This window comes from Dietzia sp. SYD-A1, from assembly GCF_015356725.1.
GTDB lineage: Bacteria > Actinomycetota > Actinomycetes > Mycobacteriales > Mycobacteriaceae > Dietzia.
Map to the genome: position 1 here is coordinate 1 of NZ_JADDKI010000047.1, position 5,187 is coordinate 5,187.

The following is a 5,187-nucleotide window of genomic DNA, read 5'->3' on the forward strand; positions in this document are numbered from 1 at the left end:
CAGGAGTACCTGCGCCCCCGCCAGGGCGAGCGCCTCGGGTAGGCCCGCTCCGCCGGCCTCGTCGTCGTCGGGAACGAACGCGCAGACCACCATCCCCTCCGTCACCAGGGAGGCAAGATGGTCGCGGATCGCCCGGTCCCGGTCCGTCCGCACCGATGTGGGCACCGCGGCGCGTCTCGCGCGCACCGCGCGACGTACCGCGGACTTGTCCGGTGTCATCACCCCAGTGTGCCGTCACCGTGCGGCCTCCATGCCGCCGGTGGTCCGGAGGTCGGGGCGGGGTGCTCCGTCTATGGTGTACGGCATGACGTCCACCACCTCGCCCGACTCGCAGTTCCGCACCGCGGTCGTCCCGGCCGCCGGCCTCGGGACCCGGTTCCTGCCCGCCACCAAGACCGTTCCCAAGGAGCTGCTGCCCGTGGTGGACACCCCGGGGATCGAGCTCATCGCGGAGGAGGCGACCGAGGCGGGGGCGGGCCGGCTCGCGATAGTGACCTCCGAGCGCAAGGTCGGGGTGATGGCGCACTTCTCCGAGGACCAGGTTCTCGAGGACACGCTGTCGGACCGGGGCAAGGACGTCCTGCTGCACAAGGTCCAGCGGGCCCCCGGGCTCATCGAGGTGGTGGACGTCCGCCAGGACGAGCCGCTGGGCCTGGGGCACGCGGTCGCTCAGGTGGAATCGGTGCTCGGGGACGAGGAGCAGGCCGTCGCCGTGCTCCTGCCGGACGACCTGGTGCTGCCGTTCGGGATCCTGGGCCGGATGTCGCAGGTCCGCGCGGAGCGGGGCGGCAGCGTCCTCTGCGCGTTCGAGGTGAGCCCGGAGGAGGTCTCTTCGTACGGGGTGTTCGAGGTGTCCGACACGGATGACCCGGCGGTCAAGCAGGTCCGCGGCATGGTCGAGAAGCCGGCCGTCGAGGACGCGCCGTCCAACCTCGCGGCGGCCGGGCGGTACGTGCTCGACCGCGCGATCTTCGACGCGCTCCGGCGCATCGAGCCGGGCGCCGGCGGGGAACTGCAGCTCACCGACGCGATCGACCTGTTGATCAACGAGGGCCACCCGGTCCACGTGGTGGTCCACGACGGCACCAGGCACGACCTCGGCAATCCCGGCGGGTACATCAAGGCCTGCGTGGACTTCGCCCTGGACAACCCGGCCTACGCCGACGAGCTCCGCGAGTGGCTCGCCGGGCGGCTCGACCACTGAGGCCGGGCGCCGTCACGGAATGGCGTCACGGGATGGCGCCACGCGGGCGCTACCCTCTCCCACAAGGACCCGGCGGTCGGTCCGCCACGCCTGGCGTGACACCGCCGCACGGTCAGCGACTTTCGTACGGGAAGGGGACACCTGGTGCGCTCCGTCGAGGAACAGCTCGCACTGGTGACGGCGGCCGCGGTCGCCCCGAGACCGGTGCGCGTGTCGATCTCGGAGGCGCAGGGTCTGTTGTGTGCCGAAGAGGTCGTGGCCGAGCGCCCGCTGCCCTCCTTCGACCAGTCCGCGATCGACGGGTACGCGGTCCGCAGTGTCGACATCCGGGTAGGTGGCCCGACCGACGACCCGGGTGAGAAGTCCGCCGGGCCGTCCGGTCTGCCCGTCGTCGGGAGGATCACCGCGGGATCCCGGCAGCCGACCCGGCTCCAACCCGGCCAGGTCGTCCGCGTGGACACCGGCGCGCCCCTGCCGACCCTGGCTGACGCGGTCCTCCCGGTCGGCTGGGCCGTCGCCGAGGGCCAGCGCATCAGCCCCACCCGCACCGTCGCCAGCGGCGAGTACGTCCGTCGCGTGGGCGACGACGTCCAACCGGGCGATGTCGCGGTGCGCGCGGGGGCCATCATCGGGCCGGCCCAGGTCGGCCTGCTCGCGTCCGTGGGGCGGTCCAAGGTGCTCGTGCACCCCAAGCCCCGCATGTCCGTGATCTCGGTCGGCGACGAACTGCTCGACGTCGACGCCAGCCCCGGCACCGGCCAGGTCTACGACGTCAACTCCTACGCCCTGACCGCGGCGGGCCGTGACGCCGGGGCCGACGTGCACCGGGTGGGTATCGCCAGTACCGAACCCTCGAGGCTGCGCGAGGTCCTGGAGGGGCAGCTTGTGCGCAGTGAACTCGTGGTGGTCTCCGGCGCGGCCGGCGGTGAGGCCACCACGAGGATCCGGCAGGTCATGGAGGAGCTCGGGCAGATCGAGGTCAACCGCGTGGCCATGCATCCCGGATCGGTCCAGGGGTTCGGGCGACTGGGTCGTGACGAGGTCCCCACATTCCTCCTGCCGTCGAACCCGGTGAGCGCCCTCGTCGTCTTCGAGATCATGGTCCGGCCACTGATCCGCATCGCGTTGGGCAAGCGGCAGCCCATGCGCCGGACGGTCCGCGCCCGCACCGTCGCCCCCATCTCCTCGGTGGAGGGCAGGCGCGGTTACCTGCGCGGACAGCTCATGCGAGACACCGACACCGGTGAGTACCTGGTGCGGGCGCTCGGCGGCGCGCAGGGATCCTCCACCCACCTGCTCGCCTCGCTCGCGGAGGCGAACTGCCTCGTGGTGATCGACCCCGACGTCTCCGCCGTCCGGACCGGTGACGAGGTGGACGTGATGTTCCTCGCCCAACGCGGCTGAGCCGATCCGGGTCCGAGACCATGTGGAACGTCGTCGCGACCGATGCGACCGCCCACCCCGGGTGGCCGCTCGAGGCCGGACCCCTCCGGGTCCGCGCCGGCGTGGTCACGCTCCGACCGGTGCGGCGTCGCGACGCGCGCGACTGGTCCGCGTTGAGGCTGGACGAGCGGGACCACCTCGAACCGTGGGAGCCGACCGTCGAGGGCGAGTGGCGGGAGAACAACACCGCCCGCGCGTGGCCGGGAATCCACTCCCAGCTCAGACGCCACGCCCGTGCCGGTGTGTCGTTTCCGGCCGCCATCGAGTTGGACGGCCGCTTCTGCGGACAGCTGACCGTCGGCGCGATCGTGCGGGGCGCGCTGCACTCGGGCTGGATCGGGTACTGGGTGGGTCGACGGTTCGGCGGTGGCGGGGTGGCCACCGCGGCCCTCGCCCTGGGGCTGGACCACGCGCTGGGGCCGGGCGCCCTGCACCGGGTCGACGCCACCGTCCGCCCGGAGAACACGGCCAGCCGGGTGGTGCTCGAACGGTGTGGATTCCGCGAGGAGGGCCTGCTGAAGCGCTACCTCCACGTGGACGGCGAGTGGCGTGATCACCTGCTGGTCGCACGGACCCGTGAGGAGCACGGCCGGGGCGCCGTGGCGTCCCTGGTGGCCTCGGGCTTCGCGCGTCGCGTCTGAGGATGTCCTGAGCATCGTGACCTGCGGCGCGCCGCCACGGGGCGGGGCCCGGGCGCCGTTACGGTTTAGGCCACACCACGACGTCCCGTGTCGGGGTGGACGCTCGAGGAGGCCTGATCGATGTCGAGCTCACTGCTGATCATCCTGCTGGTGGTGGTCTGGCTGTTCGTCCTCGCGCCGATGCTCATCCGCTCGCGCAACCCCATCCGCCGCACCGGCGACGCGCTGGCGCAGACCCGCACCCTGTACTCGGGCGGCTCGGGTCGCCTCGTGCCCAGCCGGGGGCGCGCGTCCGGTGACCCGGTCCGGGCCGAGACCGAGGAGACGCTCTTCGGACTGCCCTCCGGTGCGGGCGCCACCGACGCCGAGCTCCTGGACACCGACACGTGGGGGCATCTGCTGGAGCAGACCCTGCGACGCGAGGCCGCCGGCAGGCGCGGGGAGGCCGTGCGACGGGTCATGGAGGAGCGTCGGTACCAGGGGACCGGTCGAGCCGTCCCCGGAGACGACACCGCCGCCGAGGAGGTCACCACCGAGATCCCCGCGGTCGTCGTGGACGATCTGCCCGACACCGCGACGGGACGATCCGGCGAGTCGACCGTCGTCGACGGTGAGCTGGTCGAGACCCCCGCGGGGGGCGGGACCTCCTCGCGCGCCGATCACGACGAGGACGCGGCCGGAATCGATGCCGAAGCCGTGCTGGTCCACCGCGGACGGCGGCGCCCCGTCGAGCCCGAGGTGGAGCTCACCGATGCGGACCTCGACTTCGCCGAGCGCAGGCGGGGCCGGGGGGCGTACGACCCCATGGCCGATCGTCAGGCCGCCGAGCAGCGCGCCCACGCGCGTCAGCGGACGGCGCTGATCCTGGTGGCGCTGGCGGCGGTGGCTGTGGTCGCCGCGCTGGTGACCGTCCCCGCCGTCTGGTGGTTCGCCGGGGGTTCGGTGCTCCTGCTCGCCGCCTACCTCACCTACCTCCGCCGCCAGGTCCGCCTGGAGGAGAGCCTGCGCCGCCGCCGGGTCGAGCGCATGCGCCGCGCGAGGCTGGGCGTGGAGTCCCGGGAGGACGACGAGCTCTCCATCGTGCCGCCCCGGTTGCGTCGGCCCGGCGCGGTGGTGTTGGAGGTCGACGACGAGGACCCGGCCTTCGACATGCTCGACACCTTTGACCGGGAGCAGGAGACCGACCCCCGCCGCCGGCCGCACGGCCCGGATCACCGGACCGCGCACCGCGAACCGCTGCGGCGCGCGGTCGGCTGACGCGGACAGTCGCTCAGGGCCGCTTCCGGTACATCACGACCCCGTCCTTGACGGTCGCGGTCTGGATCCCGTCCGGTCCGACCGCCTCGCGCGGGCGGGTCTCCTCCAGGACGACCTCCCACACCGCCGGGTCCAGTGCCAGCTCGGCCACCTCCTCGGACGGGGTGGGCAGGACGGGGTGCGCGGCCCCGTGAGCAGACGTCTCGCCCGCCTTCTCGTGATCCCCGGCGCCGTGACGGTTCGCCCACGGCGGGATGTCCGCCTCCGACTCGAACACGTGCGAGACCAGTAGCAGGTGACCGCCCGGGCGTACCCGCTCGGCGGCACGCTGGAGTATCTGCGTGCGGGGCAGGTCGACGGGGGAGTGGAAGAAGCTGGCCGTGACGAGGTCGAACCGCTCGTCGGTGGTCCAGGTGGACAGGTCGTGCGACACCCAGTCGATACGGTCGGCCAGTCCGCGGGTCGCCGCTGCCTCGGCTCCGCGGGAGACCGCCGTGGGCGACAGGTCCACCGCGGTGACCCGCCACCCCTGCTCGGCCAGCCAGACCGCGTCTCCGCCCTCACCGCAGCCCAGCTCGAGGGCCGAGCCGGCCGGGAGAGGGCCGACCACCGCTGCGGTCGTGGCGTTGGCGGCCCCCGACC

General features: G+C 73.2%; 5 protein-coding genes and 1 pseudogene. 4 read left to right on the top strand and 2 right to left on the bottom strand.

Annotation, left to right across the window (positions count from 1 at the left end; translation table 11 throughout):
* Positions 1–219, bottom strand: a pseudogene (locus IY392_RS02525) (5-formyltetrahydrofolate cyclo-ligase); the annotation flags it as partial.
* Between the two features lie 85 nt (positions 220–304).
* Between IY392_RS02525 and IY392_RS02530 the strand changes: the two are divergent.
* From IY392_RS02530 to glpR, 4 genes are all read left to right on the top strand, one after another.
* Positions 305–1,204 carry a UTP--glucose-1-phosphate uridylyltransferase gene (locus IY392_RS02530; protein ID WP_107758169.1) on the top strand — a complete coding sequence of 300 codons (900 nt, stop codon included), beginning with the start codon at positions 305–307 and terminating at the stop codon, positions 1,202–1,204.
* Positions 1,205–1,348: 144 nt separating this feature from the next.
* Complete coding sequence (gene glp / locus IY392_RS02535; protein ID WP_107756964.1) at positions 1,349–2,608, top strand: gephyrin-like molybdotransferase Glp; 1,260 nt, start codon at positions 1,349–1,351, stop codon at positions 2,606–2,608.
* 20 nt (positions 2,609–2,628) lie between these two features.
* Entirely contained in the window at positions 2,629–3,288 is a 660-nt protein-coding gene (locus IY392_RS02540; RefSeq protein WP_194860423.1) for a GNAT family N-acetyltransferase, read from the top strand.
* A gap of 120 nt (positions 3,289–3,408) precedes the next feature.
* Positions 3,409–4,545: a gephyrin-like molybdotransferase receptor GlpR gene (glpR, locus tag IY392_RS02545; protein ID WP_107756962.1), complete on the top strand. Its 1,137-nt coding sequence runs from the start codon at positions 3,409–3,411 to the stop codon at positions 4,543–4,545.
* A 13-nt stretch (positions 4,546–4,558) separates the two neighbouring features.
* Here the strand turns inward: glpR and IY392_RS02550 are convergent.
* Positions 4,559–5,187 (bottom strand): cyclopropane-fatty-acyl-phospholipid synthase family protein (locus IY392_RS02550; protein WP_194860424.1); only part of this gene is annotated, 629 nt, incomplete at its 5' end.

Excerpts from the sequence above, each read along its gene's own strand:
- IY392_RS02530 (WP_107758169.1), top strand. The coding sequence starts at position 305 with ATGACGTCCACCACCTCGCCCGACTCGCAGTTCCGCACCGCGGTCGTC.
- IY392_RS02540 (WP_194860423.1), top strand. The coding sequence starts at position 2,629 with ATGTGGAACGTCGTCGCGACCGATGCGACCGCCCACCCCGGGTGGCCG.
- glpR (WP_107756962.1), top strand. The coding sequence starts at position 3,409 with ATGTCGAGCTCACTGCTGATCATCCTGCTGGTGGTGGTCTGGCTGTTC.